Raw genomic sequence first — 17356 nt, forward strand, 5'->3', positions numbered from 1 at the left:
TGATCTAATGACTAGAACTGTAGGGAACCTCACCCCCTAGGGATCACTCATGACGCGATTCCGCTTCGCCCTCGCCCCCCTGGCCATCGCGTTGCTCGGGTTCACCGCCGCGCCGCCGCCACCCGCCGCTGCCGCCGCCTGCACTCCCGCGGTCGTCACCGGCGCCACCACCGACGCCCGCCTGACCGGCCTGTTCACCGCGTACGGCAACGACAACAGCCGCCTGGACGACTGGACCGGCGCCGACGGCACCTACTCGCTCCGGCTGCCCAGCGGCAAGGAGCTGTGGATCTTCTCCGACACCTTCCTCGGCCAGGTCAACCCGGACGGCTCGCGCCCGCCGGTGGTCGAGGAGGGCGGCACGACCGTGTTCCTCAACAACTCCTTCGCCGTGGAGCGCGACGGCCGGCTGTCCACCGTCCACGACGGCACCGCCGCGAAGCCGGCCGCCGTCATGCCGCCGCGCGACGCGAACCACTGGTTCTGGGCCGGCGACGCCACGCTGGCCGGCGGCCTGGTCGAGGTCACCTACCAGGAGTACGAGCGGTTCGGCACCGGCGCGTGGGACTGGCGCTGGCACCGCAACGTGGTCGCCAGGTTCGCCCCCGGACGGCTGGAGCGGCCGATCAGCGTGCACGACCTGCCCTCCGGGCACGGCGTCTCCTGGGCCTCGGCCACGCTCAAGGACGGCGGCTACACCTACGTCTACGGCGTGGAGGACCTGGGCTCGCCGAAGTACATGCACCTCGCCCGGGTCAAGGGGCAGAGCCTGCTGGGCACGTGGGAGTTCCTGAAGGCGGACGGCACCTGGTCGGCGGACGAGGGCGACTCGGCGCGGATCATGAGCGGGGTGGCGAACGAGTACAGCGTCACCCGGGTCGGATCCTCCTATGTCCTGATCACGCATGACACGTCCGAGGCGCTGAGCCCGAACATCGTCGCCTACACCTCGTGCTCCCCCGCCGGCCCGTTCACCGGCAAGCAGCACGTCTACACCACGCCGGAGACCGGCGGGAACATCTTCACCTACAACGCCCACGCCCACCCGGACGTCGCCGGGACCGGGCTGGTGGTCTCGTACAACGTCAACAGCTTCGTCAACACCGACCACTACCGCGACGTCACCATCTACCGCCCCCGCTTCCTGGACGTGACCTTCCGGTGAGACGGAACTGGGGGGCGCGGCTCAGGCGGATCACCCTCGACGGGCTCCGGGCCGTGGTGCTGGAGAACGAGCGGTTGCGGGTGACCGTGGTGGTGGACAAGGGCGGGGACGTGGTCGAGTTCCTGCACAAGCCCACCGACACCGACCTCGTCTGGCTCGCCCCCCAGGGCCTGCGGAACCCGCGTGACCACCTGCTGGGCGCGCCCGACGACGTGGCCCCGTTCGTGGACCACTACGAGGGCGGCTGGCAGGAGGTCTTCCCGAACGGCGGCGCGCCCAGCGAGTACCGGGGCGCGCGGCTGGCCCAGCACGGCGAGGTCGCCGGCCTGCCGTGGGAGTGCGAGGTCGTGGCCGACCGCGAGGAGGAGGTCGCAGTCCGGCTGGCGGTGCGCACCCGGCGGCTGCCGTACCGGGTGGAGAAGGTGCTCCGGCTGCGGTCGGGCACGGCCGCGCTGGAGGTCGGGTCGGCCGCGACGAACGACTCCCCCGTGCCGCTGCACGCGATGTGGGGGCAGCACCTCGTGTACGGCCGCCCGTTCCTGCGGCCCGGGGCCCGGATCCGGCTGCCGGAGGGCGTCCGGGTGATCCCGCACGCGAGCGCGATCGACCCGGGCGGGCGGCGGGTGCGGGCGGGCGGGCCGTGGGAGTGGCCGTCGGTCCCCGGTGACGGCGGCGGCGAGACGGATCTGAGCGTGGTCCAGGAGCCGGGCGGGCCGAGCGACATCGTGTACCTGACGGGCTTCGGCCCCGAGGGTTGGTATGAAATTTCGGGGGATATCAGTATGCGGGTCTCGTGGGACGCGACGGTCCTGCCGTATCTGTGGCTGTGGCAGGAGCTCGGCGCGTCCACCGGATATCCCTGGTGGGGACGGGTGTACACGGTCGGGCTCGAACCGTTCTCCAGCATGCCGACCGACGGCCTGGCCGCCGCCGTGGCCAACGGGACGGCGCTCACGCTCGGCCCCCACGAGACGAGGAAACTGTGGATGCGCGCGGAGGTGCGGACGCATGAGTGAGTTCGGCGGGAAAGTGGCGCTGGTCACGGGCGGTTCGACCGGGATCGGCCGGGCCGTGGTGGACCGGCTGGCCGACGGCGGCGCGTCCGTGGTGTTCTGCGGCGTGGACAAGGACGCCGAGCTGGAGACCGAGCACGTGCTCGGCCGCACGGCCGACGTGCGCCGCGCCGACCAGCTGCGCGACCTGGTGGACCTCGCGGTGAGCCGGTTCGGCGGGCTCGACATCGTGGTCACCTGCGCGGGCGTGCAGCGTTACGGCACCGTCGAGGACACCCCCGAGGAGGTCTGGGACGAGGTGCTGGACATCAACCTCAAGGGCGTCTACCTCACCTGCAAGGCCGCGGTCCCGCGGCTCAGGGAGCGCGGCGGCGGCTCGATCGTGCTGATGTCGTCGGTGCAGGCGTTCTCCTCGCAGGCCCAGGTCGCGGCCTACACCGCGAGCAAGGCCGCGATCAACGGCCTGACCAGGGCCATGGCGCTCGACCACGCCCCCGACGGCATCCGGGTCAACGTCGTGTGCCCGGGCTCCGTGGACACGCCGATGCTGCGCTGGGCGGCCGACCTGTGGCGGGGCGAGCTGTCGCAGGAGGAGCAGGTCCGGCAGTGGGGCGCGGCGCATCCGCTGGGCCGGGTCGGGCGGCCGGAGGAGGTGGCGGAGCTGGTGGCGTTCCTGGCCGGGCCGCGCTCGTCGTTCATCACCGGGGCCGAGCACCGCGTGGACGGCGGCCTGCTGGCGCGCAACCCGGCCGCGCTCCCCGAATAAGGCTCAATTTCTTTCTTGAACGGCAAGAGTTGCGTCAACGATAAGAACTCGCAGGTCACCCCCTTGATACGAGTGTGACGGCGTGCGGCGAGTCATGACGACTCGTATTCGATTCAGCACGCTAGGTTACGTGGTCGAAACGACTCACCGATCGAGGAGAGACCTGTGAGGCTCAGCAAAAAGGTCGCCGGCTTCGTCGCGGCGGCCGCCGCCCTGTTCGCCGTGGCCGCCCCTGCCGCCCCCGCGTCCGCCAGCCCCCGCTCCACCTGCTACGGCGGCCGCGTCTGCCTGTACGCGGGCTTCGACTACAACCGCGGTCAGGTCGACCACTGGCGCGACTTCGTCGCGGACGATTCGAACTTCGCCGACAACAACTGGCTGAATTGGGACTTCAGCAATTCCTGGCACAGCATGAACAACGAGACCAGCTCCATCCGCAACCGAATCGGTTGCAGCGCCACCCTCTGGCAGCACCCCGGTTACACCGGCGCGCACAGCACGTTCACGCACAACTCCAACGACGGGTTCCTCGCGAACAACGCCGTCGGCAACAACCGCGCCAGCTCGCTCGACATCTGGTGCCGCTGACCGTCAAGGGGGGCGCCGGTTTCCGGAACTGGCCGCCGGAAACCGGCCGTCGCGTTCTCGTCGCGGGCATGCTGCTACTGGCCGTGGCTGCCTGCGGCGCGGAGGAACCCCCGCCGCGGGTGCCCGCGCCCGCGGGGGCGACCTCGCCGGGGCAGCTCGTGCTGCCCTTCGACGCGTACAAGACCACCCCCGAGCAGCGGGCCACGCTGGGCAACGCGCACAACCTGCTGGTGATGCGGTGCATGCGCGCGCAGGGCGTCACCATCGAGCCGCCCGCCGAGGACCCGGCGCTCATCGCCGAGCTCGATCCGGGCAACTCCCGCCGCTACGGCGTCGTCGACACCGAGGCGGCCCGCCGTTACGGCTACCACCTCGCCCGCCCGCCGTCCCCGGACACGACCGCCTGGGCCGCCGGGCTGCCCGCCGCCACCAGGCAGCTCCTGTACGGGACGGCGAAGGAGCAGGGCTGCCTGGACCGGGCGACGCAGGCGCTGCGGCGCGGCGCGCGCAAGGCGGACTGGCCGTGGTTCTCCCTCCAGGACGCGCTCACGCTGGAGCAGTCCGCCAAGGAGCGGCCGGTGATCGCGGCGGTGAAGCGCTGGCAGGCGTGCATGGCCGAGGCCGGCCACGACTACCCGGCCCCGGAGGCGGCCATCGCCGACAGCCGCTGGGACCTGGACGAGCAGGCCGTCACCGAGGACGAGAAGCAGGCCGCGGTCGCCGACACGCAGTGCAAGTGGTCCTCGGGCCTGGTCGCCGCCTGGCACGCGGCCGACGCGGCGCTGCAGCGGGCGCTCGTCCGCGACAACCGCGACCGCTTCGCCGCGCTGCGCGCCGACCTGGCGCACCGGCTGCGGCAGGCCTCAGCCGTGCTCGCCGAGCACGAAGGCGGCCAGGTCCGCTGACTGGCGCAGCCGGCTGGGCTCGTGGACGTACATCATGTGCCCGGCCTCGTAGTAGGCGAACTCGATGTTGCGGGCCAGCTCGGCGGGCACCGGCAGGTGCGCGAAGGCGTGCTCGGCGGCGTAGTACGGCGTCGCCCCGTCGTGGTAGCCGCAGGCGACGTGGACGCGCAGGTGCGGGTTGGCCCGCATCGCCGCCGACAGCTTGTCGACGACCTGCACGTGCGCGCCCTCGAACTCCTTGAACGACCACGGCCGCACCCGCGAGGTGAGCATCTCGTAGGGCAGGTCGTTGGCGTAGCCCAGCTCGGTGCGCAGGTAGTGGTTGAGCGCGGCGCTGTACGGGCCCATGATCGCGTTCATGCTGGGGTCGGCGGTGAAGTGCTCGCGCCCGGCGTCGGGGTCCCAGCCGACGAAGCGGCCGTCGAGCCGCCCGACCACCTGGCGGCGGGCGCGCAGCAGCTCGGTGAAGAAGCGGATGTGCTCGATGCGCAGGTCCACCCGGTCGACGTAGTCCTCGCTGAGCCCGGTCAGCGCGGCGACCCTGGCGACGGCGGCGGCGCGCTCGTCGGCGGTGAGCCGGTTGCCGCGGGCGAGGGCCCACGGGTAGTCGCGCTCGGCGTACTCCTCGGCCTCGCGCAGCACGTCGGCGAGCGGCCGGTCGCCGTGCAGCCCGTGGTGGTGGGCGATGGCGGCGTAGGTCGGCAGGTAGAGGGCGTAGGCGAGGTCGTTGCCCTGGTTGAAGTCGCCGGTGATGAAGTCGAGCACCGAGGAGATCAGCATGACGCCGTTGAGGTACATGCCGTAGCGGGACTGGAGGTGGTCGGCGAGGCCGGCCGCGCGGACCGTCCCGTACGACTCCCCGGCGAGGAACTTCGGCGACATCCACCGCCCGTTCCTGGTGGTCCACAGCCGGATGATCTCGCCGACGGACTCCAGGTCGCCGGAGAAGCCGTGGTACGGCTCGGCCTTCTCGCCCTCGGCGGCCCGGGAGTAGCCGGTGGAGACCGGGTCGATGAAGACCAGGTCGCTGACCGCGAGCAGGCTCTCCTCGTTGTCCGCCAGCCCGTACGGCGGCGGCAGCAGCGCCCCCGCGTCGCCCATGACCACCCGGCGCGGCCCGAGCACGCCGAGGTGCAGCCACACGCTGGAGGAGCCGGGCCCGCCGTTGAAGGCGAAGGTGACGGGCCGGCGCTGCGGGTCGGCGCCGTCCAGCGTGTACGCCGTGACGAACACCTCGGCCTTCGGCCGCAGCCCGTCGAACCGGCCTTCGGTGAACACCTCCTCGCGCAGCACCATCGTGCCGGTCACGGCGGTGTAGGACTGGCCGGACGGCAGCGCGTGGGAGGTGGTCACCAGGTTGTCAGCGGGCGGAGCAGGCTGTGAAGTTTCCGACATGTCGCCCAATTATGGGGTGGCGGCCTCCGGGTCGGCGAAACGCTCGTTCGGGACGGTGGCGTACCAGCCGGGCCGGCCAGGATCGCGGTCGTAGGGATAGCCGCCCAGCTCGCGGTACAGCTCGGCGTAGCGCGCCACCTGCTCCCGGTCCAGCCGCACGCCGAGCCCGGGCCCCGACGGCACCGCGATGGCCCCGTCCGAGTAGGCCAGCTTGCCGCCCTCGATCACGTCGTCGCGGAGCTGGTGGTAGTGGGCGTCGGCGGCGTAGGTGAGGTTCGGCAGCACCGCGCCGAGGTGCAGCATGGTCGCGAGCTGGACGCCCAGCTCCCCCGAGGAGTGCACGGCCACGCCGAGCTGGAACGTCTCGCACACCCCCGCCGCCTTCACGCACGGCCGGATGCCGCCCCAGAACGTGGTGTCCAGCAGCACCACGTCGGCGGCCCTGCGCAGCACGTTGGAGGCGAGCTGCTCGAAGTTGACGACGACGGTGTTGGTCGCCAGCGGCACCCGGACCTGCTCCCGAACGGCCCGCAGCCCCTCCAGACCCCAGACCGGGTCCTCCAGGTAGTCGTTGTTCAGCCCCTCGATGGCCTTGCCGAACCGCAGCCCCTCGGCCACCGACAACACCGCGTTCGGGTCGTAGCGCAGCCGGTCTCCGGGGAACGCCTCGGCCAGCGCCCGGTAGCACTCCAGCTCGTAGTCCGGCGGGAAGACGCCGCCCTTGAGCTTGTGGACGGTGAAGCCGTGGGCCTCCTTGAGCGCCCGGGTGTGCCCGACGAGCTGGTCGGGGGTGCGGATCTCGGCCTGGCCCTCGTCGGCGTACCGGAAGAACAGGTACGACGCGAACGGCACCGCGTCGCGCACCCGCCCGCCGAGCAGGTCGCAGACCGCCACCCCGAGATGCTGCCCGATGAGGTCGAGGCAGGCGAACTCGATCGCGGCGAGGAGCTGGGTGCGGTTGTTGTAGAGCGAGGCCGTCGGATTGGCGATCTTGAAGCGCAGGGCCTCCAGCTGGAAGGGGTCGTGGTCGCGCAGGTACGGCAGCAGCGCGCGGAAGGCCGCCTCCGCGCTCTCCCCGCCGCCGCCCATCTCGCCCAGGCCGACGAGCCCGTTGTCGGCCTCGACCTCGACGATCGTGCGGACGAAGCGCCCCCAGTGGGCGCCGTTGCTGTGCCGCAGCGGCGCCTCCAGGGGCACGGCGACCGTGGTGGCCCGGACGTCGACGATCTTCACTGACGCGTCCTCCCGATGATGGCGACCCCGCACGCGGGCAGCCGTACCGTCGTGGTCTCGTTCCCCGCGCGCACCGTCGCCTCGACCGGCTCGGCGGCCAGCGACTGGAGCCGGACGCCGTCCTGCCCGATCGAGGTGATCAGCACGTCGGGATGATCCACCGAGGCGTAGCTCTCCTCGGCCGGGGCGCCGCCGGTCACCAGCGCGCCGACGAACGCGTCGGTGAGCCCGGACGCCGCCGCCGCGCCCAGCCGGCGCGCGGGGACGCCGGCCGCCGAGGCGACCGCGTACCGGAACGTGGTCTCGCCCTGCTGCTGCGCGGGGAAGTTGGTGTCCCAGATGTTGTTGAGCGCCCAGGAGTAGACCGTCCCGTCCTCCTGGTCCAGCGTGGGCGGGAACGGCGCGTACGGCATGTGGATGGTGCCGAGCTGCACCAGCGGCGCCTCCATCGTGGCCCAGGCGATGCTCAGCTCGGGGTCCTCGAAGGCGATCCAGTGCCTGATGGGCAGCATGTACGCGGCCGAGCCCGGCACGCGCGGCACGTCGGGACCGCCCACGCCGCCGGTCAGCTCCCAGGCGGCGGGCGCCCCGGCGGCGAACGGGAAGGCCAGGAACACCGCCTCCTTCGCCGGGGTGCCCTGCTTGGCGAGCTGGTAGGTCAGGTCGAGGCGGGGCACGCCGTAGTGCAGCTCGATCGTGGTGCGGATCCAGTCGACGCCCTTGCCGCGCAGCTCGACGACCAGCCGCTCGCCGACCGCCGTGCGCCGGCACTCGGTCAGCGTGGCGTGCCGGCCGATGGCCCGGTCGCCGAGCAGGGTGCGGTCGTGCGCGCCGACGTGCCCGGACAGGTGGTTGAAGTGCGGGGCGGTCGCGTACCGGTCGTAGACGTACTGGCCGAAGCCGGCCGCCGCGTCGCCGTTGACCAGCTCGCGGCCGGCCCGCTTGTCGAAGACCGAGCTGATGTAGCCCTCGCGCAGGTCGTAGGCCACCCGGTAGAACTCGTTCTCGATGACGGTGTCCTCGGCGGGCTCCACCGGCTCCTGGGCCTGCGCCCCGGCGCGCACCACGTCCAGCCGGACGTGGCCGAACCCCGGCACGTCCCTGACCACCGCGTGGATGTGCCGCCCGATCGGCCGGGTCGGCCAGTCGTCGGGGTCCACGAACTCCTCGTGGTGCGGCACGGTCTCACCGGTCCTGGCGTCCACCAGCGCGATCGGCACGTCCACGCCGACCACGTCGCGGGGCAGGAACGCGCGCACCACGTCGGTGCGGGTCGCGGTGCCCGGGTTGAACACCGCGAACGCCGCCTCCTGCCCCGGCTCCGACAGGGCCGCCGCGAACCGGCGCACGCCCGCGTGCAGCAGGTCGGCCGCGTCGTCCTGGGCCTGGTAGGCGCCGGAGGACTTGCGCGTCCACTGCAGGCCGCCGGAGTCGCCGGCCTCCTCGGCGTCCTCCCACGGGTTGGCCGCGCCCCAGGTGTGCTCGTTGAACAGGGCGACCCCGTCGTAGGCGGCGTCCACCTGCTCGGTGACGTCCACGCCGGCCAGCGTGTGCAGCGTCTCGGCCACCCGGAGCGCCGACTGCGCCCGCCGGACGTAGCCGAGCGGGCGCGCGCCCGAGCCGAGCCCGTCGGCCCACCAGTCGGTCCAGTCGCCCTCGTGCACCGCCAGCCGGTCCAGGCAGTGCGCCTCGACGTGCGCGAAGAAGTCGCTGTTGACCGCCGAGCGGAGGCGCGGCCAGGCCCACTGCTCGTTCCAGCGGCGGGCGATCGAGGCCGGCACGATCGACGGGCCCGCGTTGTCGGCGTGCGCGCCCTGCACCCGCAGGTGCAGCACGTCCAGCTCGTACGGCTCCCGAGGCGCGTCGGGCCCCTGCCAGCCGAACGTGCCCGGCCCGTACGGGTAGCCGCGCGTGGCGAGCGCCGACAGGTAGCGCGGCAGCAGGTCGTCGGCCAGCTCGTAGGAGTCGGTCAGCCCGACCGTGTTGCCCTCCATGTACGCCATCCCGTGCGGCGTGTCGGTGAACCACACCAGGATCTCGTTCCCGCTCGGCGCCCGCCACCGGAACGGCCGGGTGAGCTTGTCGCCGCCGTGCAGGTACGGCACCGACCGCCCGGCCCAGTTGTGGGCGGCGGCCAGGTAGCGCACGCCGGCCGCGCTGAGCGCGTCCACCAGCCCGACGACCGCGCCCGGCACGTCGGTGTGCATCGCCGACCTGACCGGGAGCCCCGACTCGCGGGCGAAGCGGAGCTGGCGGTGCAGCTCCTCGGTGGAGCACGCCTCGGTGTGGAGCTGGAACGGCAGCGCGGTCACCTCGATCACGCCCTCGCGGGCGAAGCGCCGGAACGCCTCCACCATGGCGGCCGGCCGCGCGGCCAGCCACTTCTGCGCCGGCCACGACGACTCGACCGTCCAGCGGAACCTGGCGTCGTCCGGCCAGGACGCGGTCTCCTCGGCCAGCCGCACCGCCGCGTCGAGGTAGTCGAGGTGGTGGCGGAGCACCGTGCCCTGCGGGTCGGTGTAGCCGATGTCGAGGTGCGAGTGGTGCACGACGAACACGCTCCACTTGCGCTGCGGCGTCACCGTCACCCGGGCGGTGCCGACCACGCCGGCCTCGTCGCGGCACTCCAGCGTCAGCACGCGCGGCGCGTCCACCTCGGGCACCAGCAGCGTCACGTCCGTGCCCGACGCGCTGTCCACGCCCACCAGCACGTGCGTCAGCGGCTCGGTGCTCGTCACCCGGACCGCCTGGCGGCCGTCGTGCGTGAACAGCGGCACCACCGCCACCCGCACCTCCAGCCCGCGCACGCTGATCACCGGCGTCGAGGTGTCGTCCCGCAACGCCTGCCTGATGCCGTCATAGTCGGGGCTCCCCAGGCTCCGCTGGAGCAACCGGCTGGTCATTGCACACTCCCTAGGGAAAGGCCTCGGGCGAAGAGGCGCTGGGTGGCGAGGAACAACACGACCGTGGGCAGCGAGACCACCAGCCCCGCGGCCAGGCCGACCGGCACCGGGGTGCCGGCGTAGACGTCGGTCATGAGGCCGGCGATGGCGGTCATGACCGGCCGCACGTCCTCGGTCTGGGAGAGGGTCAGGCCGAAGACGAGGTCGTTCCAGATGAAGGTGAACTCCAGGATGAAGACGGCGGTCAGCGCGCTGGCCGACATCGGCAGGTAGACGCGCCAGAAGATGCGCCAGGTGGACGCGCCGTCCATGCGGGCCGCCTCGAAGATCGAGAACGCCACGCCCTGGTAGAAGTTGCGCAGCACGAACGCGCCGAGCGGCACATTGATCGCGGTGTAGACGAGGATGAGGCCGAGGCGGGTGTCGTACAGGCCGGCGTCGCTGTAGCTGACGAACAGCGGCACCAGCAACATCTGCGACGGGAACACGGTGCCGCCGAAGATCAGCAGGAACCACCAGAAGCCGTGCCGCAGCCGCAGCACCACGATCGTGTACCCGGCCAGCGCGCCGATCAGCACGCCGAGCAGCGGCGAGACCAGCGCGTAGAGCGCGGTGCTGGCCAGGCTGCCGCCCAGGTTCGCGCCCTCGACCGCCCGCGCCACGTTCTCCAGCAGCGCGAAGTCGCCGGAGGGCGCCCAGGCCCGCGCCGGGTCGTAGGAGTCGGCCGGGCGCGCGGCGTTGACGAGCAGCAGGTAGGTGGGCCCGAGCCAGATCAGCCCGAGCACGACGAGCACGGCTCTGCGGATCATCGCACCTGCCTCCTGAGGTAGAGGTAGGACGCCAGCCCGGTCACGACCGTGAGCAGCACCGCCACGGCCGAGCCGTAGCCGTACTGGCTGGCCACGAACGTCTCCTTGTACATCGTCACCGCCAGCGTCTCGGAGTTGCGCCCGGGACCGCCCTGCGTCAGCACCCACACGATGTCGAACGTCTTCAGGCTCGCCACCAGCGCGAGCCCCACCACGACCGCCGTCAGCGGGCGCAGCAGCGGCCAGATCACGTGCCGGAACAGCCGCCAGCCCGCCGCGCCGTCCAGCCGGGCCGCCTCGATCGGCTCCTTCGGGATGGACTGCAGGCCCACGACGAACAGCAGCGTGTTCACGCCGAGCTGCTGCCAGGTCCACACCAGCAGCATGGCCACGGTGTTCTGCGGCGCCTCCTGGAGGAACGCGGTGTCCACGCCGAGCAGCAGGTTCGCGATGCCGTCGTGGGACAGGACCGGGCTCCACACCATCGCGAGGCCCGCGCCGCTCAGCGCGTACGGCAACATGAACGGCACCCGGTACCAGGCGCCGCCCTTGAGGTCGTAGGACAGCACCGCCACCAGCAGGCCGAGCCCGACCGGCAGCACCATCGTGCCGAGCACCCAGATCAGCGTGTTGCGGACCGAGGTGAGCAGCGCCGGGTCGGCGAACAGCTTGCCGAAGTTGTCCAGGCCGACCCAGCTCGGCGGCTCCAGCCCGTCGTAGCGGGTGAGGCTGAGGTAGGCGGTCCACACGAACGGCGCGTAGAGCAGCACCGCGACCAGGACGGCCGCAGGCGCCACGTACCCGTGCCGGAACCGCCCGAGTACCGGGGACCTCACTGGTGAGTGCTCCAGTACTCGTCGGCGGCCTTCTGGATGGTCTCCAGCACCTCCTTGTAGCTGCCGGGCTCGGTGACGAACTTGCCGAACCCGTCCAGGGCGGCCGTCAGCACCGGCGGCGGGGTGGCCTCGAAGTAGCGGTTGACCAGGCGGTACTTGCCGCCGCCCGCGTCCTTGGTGACCGCGCCGAGTGCCTCGTCCTGGATGGTGACCTTGGGATTGGCGCTCACGTCGCCGCGACTGGTGGCCCACTTCTCCTGGGCCTCGGCGGTGGTCCACCACTTGAGGTACTTCATGCTGGCGTCCGGGTCGGCGGCCTTGGTGAGCGAGCAGAGCGGGCCGCTCTCGAAGATCATCGAGGTCTTGGGGAGCGCGGCGTTGACGTTGGGGATGACGAAGAAGCCGTAGTCGGCGCCGGCCTTCATGTTGCGCTGGGTCATGCTGGTGTTGAACCAGGTGCCGAACGACACCATGGCGGCCTTGCCGTTCTTCAGGACGTCGCCCGGGTCCGTCTTGTCACCCGGATTAATGAAATATCCGGCGTCGATCATCGACTTCCACCGCTCCATCACCTGCACCACGCCCGGGTCGGTGTACTTGGCCTTGCCGGTGGCGAGGCGGTCGTACAGGTCGGGGTCGGTGCCGGCCATGAGCTGCTCGAACCAGACGAACGAGAACAGCACGCTGGTGTGGTAGAACGCCTTGACCCCGTTCCGCTTGAGGGTGTCGGCGACCTTGATCAGCTCGTCCCAGGTCTGCGGCGGTGCCAGTCGGTACTTGTCGAAGACCTTCTTGTTGTAGAACATCCCCCAGTAGGCGACGTTCATCGGCACGCAGTACTGCTTGCCGCCGATCGTGTAGTAGGGCGCGAGGTCCTGCGACAGGTCGCCCGCCTTGATCGCCTCCTGCCAGACGGCCGTGGTCTCGGCCACCTGCTTCTGCTTGACGATCTCCTCCAGCATCCCCCCGGTCTGCCAGGTGAACAGGTCGGGCTTGACGTTCGTGCGGAACGACGCCTTGATGAACGCCTGGTACTGCGCCGAGTCCGTGTATCCCGTCGGCTTCATGCCCAGGCCGATCTGCTGCTTGGACAGGGCGCCCATCTCGTCGAAGAACTTCGTCCACGCGCCCTTGTCGTTGTACAGCGTCAGCTCGCTCTTCTTCTGCTGCGTGGCGGTGCCGTTGCCGCCGCACGCGGCGAGGACGAGCGCCGCCACGCCCAGCGTGGCCACACGTGACCGGAACATGGGCCGGCCTCCTTGGTTCTTTGGTGTTCCTACCGGGGGGTTTCTGGGTGCAGCCGACGCTCGACGACCGTCTTCACGTCGGCCAGGTGAGCCCGCATGCGCGCCTCGGCCTGCGCCGCGTCCCGCGCTTCGACGGCCTCCAGGATGGCCAGGTGCTCGTCGTAGTCGCGGCGCCGGTCGTCGAAGATCTGCAGGATCTCGCGCTGCTCCGGGCCGTGCACGGTGAGCAGTGAGTCGACCACCTCGTGCAGGACGCCGTTGCCCGCCGCGCGGGCGGTGGCCCGGTGGAAGGACATGTTGGCGTCGTGCAGCTCGGCGTCCTCGCCGCGCAGGTGCCGGCCCGCCTCGTCGAGGACCTTGCGCAGCGCGGCCAGCTCCTCGCGGCCGGCGTGCTCGGCGGCCATGGCGGCCAGCGGCGGCTCGATGACGATGCGGGCGTCGAGCAGCTCCAGCAGCCGGGCGGCGCGGATCTCGCGCATGTTGGGGTTGGGCAGGACGAGCCGTTCGATGTCGGCGCCGACGTAGATGCCGGAGCCGTGCCGCAGCTCTATCGCGCCGGTGGCCTCCAGCCGGCGCAGCGCCTCGCGCAGGGTCGGGGTGGTGACGGCGAAGCGCTGGGAGAGCTCCCTGGTCGAGGGCAGCCGGTCGCCCGGCCGGTGCCCGCCCGTGCGGATGAGCTCCAGCATGCGCTCGGTCAGAGCGTCGGACAGTGTGGGCCGCGTCACCTCGGACATATCAAGTGATCTAATCACTTCTCGCGGCTGGCGTCTATGCGGAATTTGCCGCCACGGGTGTCGTCAGGAGTCCTTGACCAGCTTCGTCATCAGCTCCACCTGGCCGCGCCGGGAGGTCTCCACCCGCTCCGCCCACGCCTTGGCGTCCGGGTTGACGCCGCTCGCGGCCTCGGCCTGCGCCATCCGGACGGCGGCGTCCTGGTGCGCGATGAGCAGGTTGAGCAGGTCGCGCTCGAAGTGCCTGGACGTCCTGAGCGCCCGGATCCGCTCAGCGTCGGTCTCCGGCAGGCCGCCGTGGTGGTCATGCGCGTGCTCGCCGGCCCGCAACGGCTGCTCCCAGTCGTGCAGCCAGCGGAGCATCATCTCGACCTCGTCCTGCTGGGTCGTCTCGATGGCGGCGGTCAGCGTGCGCACCTCCGGGTTCTTCGCGCGCTCGGCCCCCAGCCCGGCGATCTCGATGCCCTGGCGGTGGTGCTGGACCATCATCTGGACGAACATCACGTCGTCGGCGTTCAGCGGCGGCTCGGCGGCCCGCGCGCCGCATCCGGCCAGGAGAACGAGAAGGACCGCCGTCGCGCGCACCACGCCCATCCCCCCTCTTACAGGAAACTTTCCTAAGAGTTGACGATTTCGCGGCCCGGCGCAAGGGCCCCCTCCTCGCTCAGGGCTTCCGCCCTGCGACGCTCAGGGCTCCTGCCCGGCGACGACCGCCACCAGCACGTCCCCGTGACACTCCTGGTCCAGAGGACACCAGCAGGCCAGGTCCCGCCCCTGGAGCTCCTGCCGGGCCCGCTCGACGAGCTCCGGATGCTCACGCAGGTGCTCCCGGCACAACGAGATCACCTCGCTCCGCTCGTGCACCCGCCCGCCGCACGCCCGGCACCCGCGCCCCCCGACGCTGTGCGGGCTGCTGTACGGGCTCGCCTTCAGCCCCGGGGCGGCGCGGCCCACGTACACGGCCCCTTCCGGCACCCACCCGTGGTACCGGTCCCCTTCGACCTTCACCCGACGCGCCATGGCGGCCTCCTTCCTCCCCCCGCCAGCATGCCCGCCCGGCCCGCCTTCGGGGCACCGGGCCGGCCGGCGCCCCGTCGTGCCGTTACGCGATCGAGCCGGTCCAGACCACGGCGGCGTCCTGGTAGACCGCGCGCGTCTCCCCGTCGAAGTCCGGCGACAGGCTCGTGGCGTACCGCAGGTCCCCCCGTCGCTGTCGGGCCGACTGGATCGTCTGCCCGTCGTAGGGCCCGTCACCGTCCGGGTGCGGGCCCGCCGGGTAGCCGAAGACGTCCACTGGCCCGCCCCGCGCCTGGTTGTAGGCCAGGCCCTGCCCGCCGACGTTGTCGCCGAGCCGCCCGGCGTTCGCCAGCCCGCCTCCAGCGGCAGGGACGACGCGCCACCTGCTGCGCGGCCGGCGTGTCGGGGGCCAGGGTCGTCGGCCAGCAAGCCCGATAAGCGCGTCATGTGACGCTACGTGCCCGGCCACCTGCCGTCCCAGCACCCCACCCCCTCTGACCAGTCCCCTCACCGGGGCGGCCGCACCGCCGCCCCCGACGATCCACAGCAAACCGTAAGCCGCCTCCCGTCAGTCCAGGCAGAACTCGTTGCCCTCCGGATCGGCCATCACCATGTGCCCCGCGTCCAGCGGCGGAGCCGGCTCGAACCGCCGCAGCCGGGTCGCGCCGAGCGCCACGAGCCGGTCGGCCTCCGCCTCCAGCGCGGCCATCCGCGCCTCGCCCGCCAGCCCCGGCGCGGCCCGCACATCGAGGTGCACCCGGTTCTTGACCTGCTTCGGCTCCGGCACCCGCTGGAAGAACAGCCGCGGCCCGACCCCGTCCGGGTCGATCACCGCCGAGGCGTCGTTCCACCTCTCCCGCGGCACGCCGCTCGCCTCCAGCGCCTGCTCCCACGTCTCGAACCCCTTGGGCGGCACCTGCAGCCGATAACCGAGCACTTCTGCCCAGAACGCCGAAACCGCACCAGGATCCGCACAGTCGAACGTGACCTGCACCTCACGAGCCATCACGAACCACTCCCTTCTGAACCTCGCTGCCGATAGTGATAAAGATCCCGAAGCAGGCACACTTCGGATAGGTGATGAATCAGCTCCCGGTTGATGTGCAGCACCAGCGCCGCCATCGGGAGCTCGGCGTACACCCCTTCCGCCTCCCCGCAGGGCCGCGCCAGCCCGTCCGCGCCGAGCGACTCGACCCCGGCCAGCCACGTCGCGTACTCCGCGTCGAGCTGCTCCAGCGCCGCCGCCGCGCTCCCGGCGTACGCGAACGACTGGTAGTCGGTCGGCGGACGGCCGAAGTGCGAGGCGTTCCGCATCGCGAGCACGCCCACGATCACGTGCCCGAGCCGCCAGGCGATCGTCGTGAACGGGGGCGGCTCGGGCGGCGGGAACGCGAAGTCGATGACCAGCTCCCCGGACCCGGCCTGGACCGGCGCGGTGCCGGTGCCGCGCGGGCGCACGTTCCAGCAGCCGGGCACCGGCTCCCAGAAGTACTCGTCGTCACTGAGCCCGTCGAGACGGCCGCGCAGCTGGTGCGTCCAGTGGAAGTCGATCTGCTCCCGCAGCAGTGGGTTCCACCCGATTCGCTCGCTCATGGAACCCACCTTGCCCGCAAACCCGGACAGGATCGGTCCGCTATCCGTGACACGATGGCAAACATGACCGTCGAGGGGACGACCGAGCGCGTGCTGCGCCTGCTCGCGCTGCTGCAGCGCCGCCCGTCCTGGACCGCCGGCGAGCTGGCCGCCGAGCTGCGCGTCACCGACCGCTCGATCCGCCGCGACGTCGAACGCCTGCGCGCCCTCGGCTACCCCGTGCACGCCACGGCCGGCGTCGGCGGCGGCTACCAGCTCGGCGCGGGCACCCGCCTGCCGCCGCTCCTCCTCGACGACGAGGAGGCGATCGCGACGGCGGTGTCGCTGCGGCTGGCGTCCGGGGGCACGGTCGCCGGCGCGGGCGAGGCGGCGCTCCGCGCGCTGGCCAAGCTCGACCAGGTGATGCCGCCCCGGCTGCGCGCCGAGGTGCGGGCGGTGCACAACGCCACCGACACCCTGCTCGGCCCCGCCGCCGAGATCGACCCCGAGCTGCTGGTGACGCTCGCCCGCGCCTGCCGCGACGCCGTCCGCGTCCGCTTCCGCTACGCCGCCGCCCGCCACGCCGCCCCCCGCTACACCACCCCCCGCGACGGCGACGCCCGCGATGCCGCCGCCCACGACGGAGCCGCCCGCGACGCCGCCGCGCCCGCCGCCGCGCACGACGCCGCCGCCCGCGAACGCACCGTCGAGCCGGTCCGCCTGGTCGCCACCGGCCGCCGCTGGTACCTCATGGCCTGGGACGTCGACCGCGCCGACTGGCGCACCTTCCGCCTCGACCGCATGCACGACGTGACCGCCACGACCTGGCGCTTCCGCCCCCGGCCGCACCCGGACCCGGCCTCCTACGTCCAGCACTCCGTGACCGGCGCGCCGTACCGCCACCTGGCCCGCGTCCGCCTCCGCGCCCACCCCGACCAGGTCCGCGAACTGGTCCCACCCCAGGTCGGCCGCGTCGAGGCCGACGACCGCGACGGCTGGTGCCTGCTCACCGCCGGCGGCGACGACCTGGACTGGCTCGCCCTGCACGTGGCCCGCCTCGGCTTCGACACCGAGATCCTCGACCCGCCCGAGCTCCGCGAGGCCGCCGCCCGCCTCGCCGCCCGCCTGGCCGCCATGTCCAGCCCGCCCTTGCCCTGATCATCCGCTTGTGCTTGC

Annotated in this window: 18 protein-coding genes; 6 read left to right on the forward strand and 12 right to left on the reverse strand. The window is 72.1% G+C overall.

Translation table 11 applies throughout. The features are described 5' to 3' along the window. Positions 1-49 precede the first annotated feature (49 nt). The 5 genes from MF672_RS09285 to MF672_RS09305 all read left to right on the forward strand — a co-directional run bounded on the left by MF672_RS09285 (position 50) and on the right by MF672_RS09305 (position 4437). Positions 50-1165 carry a DUF5005 domain-containing protein gene (locus MF672_RS09285; RefSeq protein ID WP_242373319.1) on the forward strand — a complete coding sequence of 372 codons (1116 nt, stop codon included), beginning with the start codon at positions 50-52 and terminating at the stop codon, positions 1163-1165. Further along, on the forward strand, positions 1162-2181 hold the full coding sequence (locus MF672_RS09290) for a DUF4432 family protein (protein ID WP_242373320.1): 1020 nt from the start codon (positions 1162-1164) through the stop codon (positions 2179-2181). Before MF672_RS09285 ends, MF672_RS09290 begins: the two co-directional genes overlap by 4 nt. After that, entirely contained in the window at positions 2174-2944 is a 771-nt protein-coding gene (locus MF672_RS09295; RefSeq protein WP_242373321.1) for an SDR family NAD(P)-dependent oxidoreductase, read from the forward strand. Before MF672_RS09290 ends, MF672_RS09295 begins: the two co-directional genes overlap by 8 nt. A gap of 165 nt (positions 2945-3109) precedes the next feature. Beyond that, entirely contained in the window at positions 3110-3532 is a 423-nt protein-coding gene (locus tag MF672_RS09300) for a peptidase inhibitor family I36 protein (protein ID WP_242373322.1), read from the forward strand. Between the two features lie 68 nt (positions 3533-3600). After that, the gene (locus MF672_RS09305) at positions 3601-4437 is read left to right on the forward strand and encodes a hypothetical protein (RefSeq protein ID WP_242373323.1); all 837 of its coding nucleotides are present in this window, start codon (positions 3601-3603) and stop codon (positions 4435-4437) included. Here the strand turns inward: MF672_RS09305 and MF672_RS09310 are convergent. The 12 genes from MF672_RS09310 to MF672_RS09365 form a co-directional block, all read right to left on the reverse strand. Then, positions 4396-5832, reverse strand: a complete 1437-nt coding sequence (locus tag MF672_RS09310) for a S10 family peptidase (protein WP_242373324.1) — start codon at positions 5830-5832, stop codon at positions 4396-4398. The genes MF672_RS09305 and MF672_RS09310 overlap by 42 nt on opposite strands. 9 nt (positions 5833-5841) lie before the next feature. Further along, a complete protein-coding gene (locus MF672_RS09315; RefSeq protein ID WP_242373325.1) occupies positions 5842-7065 on the reverse strand; it encodes an enolase C-terminal domain-like protein in 1224 nt (407 codons plus the stop codon). After that, positions 7062-9968 carry a glycoside hydrolase family 38 N-terminal domain-containing protein gene (locus tag MF672_RS09320; protein WP_242373326.1) on the reverse strand — a complete coding sequence of 969 codons (2907 nt, stop codon included), beginning with the start codon at positions 9966-9968 and terminating at the stop codon, positions 7062-7064. Before MF672_RS09320 ends, MF672_RS09315 begins: the two co-directional genes overlap by 4 nt. Beyond that, a complete protein-coding gene (locus MF672_RS09325; protein WP_242373327.1) occupies positions 9965-10777 on the reverse strand; it encodes a carbohydrate ABC transporter permease in 813 nt (270 codons plus the stop codon). Before MF672_RS09325 ends, MF672_RS09320 begins: the two co-directional genes overlap by 4 nt. Beyond that, positions 10774-11613: a carbohydrate ABC transporter permease gene (locus MF672_RS09330; RefSeq protein WP_242373328.1), complete on the reverse strand. Its 840-nt coding sequence runs from the start codon at positions 11611-11613 to the stop codon at positions 10774-10776. Before MF672_RS09330 ends, MF672_RS09325 begins: the two co-directional genes overlap by 4 nt. Continuing rightward, positions 11610-12860: an ABC transporter substrate-binding protein gene (locus MF672_RS09335; protein WP_242373329.1), complete on the reverse strand. Its 1251-nt coding sequence runs from the start codon at positions 12858-12860 to the stop codon at positions 11610-11612. The genes MF672_RS09330 and MF672_RS09335 overlap by 4 nt, the downstream gene beginning before the upstream one ends. 29 nt (positions 12861-12889) lie before the next feature. Then, positions 12890-13594 carry a FadR/GntR family transcriptional regulator gene (locus tag MF672_RS09340; RefSeq protein WP_242373330.1) on the reverse strand — a complete coding sequence of 235 codons (705 nt, stop codon included), beginning with the start codon at positions 13592-13594 and terminating at the stop codon, positions 12890-12892. Positions 13595-13657: 63 nt separating this feature from the next. Further along, positions 13658-14185, reverse strand: a complete 528-nt coding sequence (locus tag MF672_RS09345; RefSeq protein WP_242373331.1) for a DUF305 domain-containing protein — start codon at positions 14183-14185, stop codon at positions 13658-13660. A 93-nt stretch (positions 14186-14278) separates the two neighbouring features. Next, entirely contained in the window at positions 14279-14611 is a 333-nt protein-coding gene (locus tag MF672_RS09350) for a DUF4326 domain-containing protein (RefSeq protein ID WP_242373332.1), read from the reverse strand. Positions 14612-14693: 82 nt separating this feature from the next. Then, positions 14694-15092 carry a hypothetical protein gene (locus tag MF672_RS09355; protein ID WP_242373333.1) on the reverse strand — a complete coding sequence of 133 codons (399 nt, stop codon included), beginning with the start codon at positions 15090-15092 and terminating at the stop codon, positions 14694-14696. 84 nt (positions 15093-15176) lie between these two features. Continuing rightward, positions 15177-15614 carry a VOC family protein gene (locus MF672_RS09360; RefSeq protein ID WP_242373423.1) on the reverse strand — a complete coding sequence of 146 codons (438 nt, stop codon included), beginning with the start codon at positions 15612-15614 and terminating at the stop codon, positions 15177-15179. After that, positions 15614-16201 carry a DinB family protein gene (locus MF672_RS09365; protein ID WP_242373334.1) on the reverse strand — a complete coding sequence of 196 codons (588 nt, stop codon included), beginning with the start codon at positions 16199-16201 and terminating at the stop codon, positions 15614-15616. Before MF672_RS09365 ends, MF672_RS09360 begins: the two co-directional genes overlap by 1 nt. A gap of 63 nt (positions 16202-16264) precedes the next feature. On the opposite strand from MF672_RS09365, the gene MF672_RS09370 reads away from it, so the two are divergent. Continuing rightward, positions 16265-17338, forward strand: a complete 1074-nt coding sequence (locus tag MF672_RS09370; RefSeq protein ID WP_242373335.1) for a helix-turn-helix transcriptional regulator — start codon at positions 16265-16267, stop codon at positions 17336-17338. Positions 17339-17356 lie beyond the last annotated feature (18 nt).

Source organism: Actinomadura luzonensis, assembly GCF_022664455.2.
In the GTDB taxonomy this organism is placed as follows: Bacteria; Actinomycetota; Actinomycetes; order Streptosporangiales; family Streptosporangiaceae; genus Nonomuraea; species Nonomuraea luzonensis.